Below are 1252 nucleotides of genomic sequence, written 5' to 3'. Positions count from 1 at the left end.
AGCGCCGCGCCCCGCACCACCGCGTGCTGCGGCTGCGGCGGCAGCACGCACCGCACGCCCATACCGGCCTTCACTGTCTGCGCGACGAGTTGCGCCGCCGACGGGTCCACCGGCTCCTCGGTGCTGATCACGACGGCGTCGAGGTTGCTGACGAGCCAGCCGAACGCGCCGAGCGCGGCCGACAGCTGCGCGGGTACCGACGGGGCGTCCCCCTCGGGGTAACGGAACGAGCGGCCCGCGGCGACACCGGACCGCACGAGCGTCACCGTCGATCCGCCGGCGTCGAGGTGATAGACGGCGACGAGCCGGCCGCTCTGCTGTGCGACCCGGGACTCGAACCAGGCCGCGACGGCCTCGGCGTCGGAGATCAGGGTGACGTGCCGCAGCCCGACGTAGTCGAGAGCGTTGCGAAGCACCGCCACGGTCGCCGGCGACCATGCGGTGGGATGTGCGGCGGCGACGGTCGCCGGGGCGTCGCCGACCAGGGGTGCGGCGTCGGCGAGCAGGCATTCCATCGCGGTCGCGACGAGGTCCTCCGCGCGGGAGAGGACGCCGTCCTCGGCGCGCACCCCGGCCGGTTCGCCCACTCGGTCGACGAAGCCGGAGAAGGAGCTGCACTCGTCGGCGGCGCCGGGGTCACGGACGCCGAGCGTTGCCGTGCCGTCCGAGTGCAGGTGCAGACGGGTGAGGCGTTCGACCGGCTCGGGGTCGGGACGGATGCCCTCGGCGGAGGTGACGGCCACGGCGGACACGATGGTGCCGACTCTCAGGCCCACGCCTACGGACATGCAGAAATCCCCCCGTTCCCACTGGTTGCCGGTTGCCGAACCTCGGCGCCGTGGCCGAGCGCACGGAGCATCGAGATGAGCTCCGATCGCGAGCCGGCGCCGAGCCGCCGCCGGATGCGCGCGACGTGATGCTCGACAGTCTTCGCGGAAATGTACAGGCGCGACCCTACTTCGCGGTAGGTCAGGCCGGCGACGACGAGGTCGGCGACCTCCGCCTCCCGATCCGACAGGGGGCTCGGCGCCGCCGGCGCGTCGGCCGCGGGCGTGGGCGTGGCGGTGCGCGGCGCGGCCGACGGGTGCCGCACGGCCCGTGCGACCTGGAGCAATGCCGTCGCCGTCGCCGTGTCGTCGACGCGCAGCGCGGCCTCGCCGGCCAACCGCGCCCCGTCCCACGGCAGGCCGATCGCGGCGAGCGATTCCGCGGCCGCCTGCACGCGCGCGGGGTCGGCATCGCCCTGCAGCAC

At 74.8% G+C, this 1252-nt stretch carries 1 protein-coding gene and 1 pseudogene; both read right to left on the bottom strand.

What is annotated here, in order from left to right:
• Positions 1-788 (bottom strand): annotated as a pseudogene (locus CQZ88_RS17670) (hypothetical protein); the annotation flags it as partial.
• Positions 779-1252 (bottom strand): helix-turn-helix transcriptional regulator (locus tag CQZ88_RS17665; protein WP_219727524.1); only part of this gene is annotated, 474 nt, incomplete at its 5' end. The pseudogene CQZ88_RS17670 and the gene CQZ88_RS17665, both read right to left, overlap by 10 nt.

It is taken from the genome of Rhodococcus sp. ENV425, from assembly GCF_002887785.1.
GTDB lineage: Bacteria > Actinomycetota > Actinomycetes > Mycobacteriales > Mycobacteriaceae > Rhodococcus > Rhodococcus aetherivorans.
This window is presented reverse-complemented; position numbering and strand designations above follow the sequence as displayed.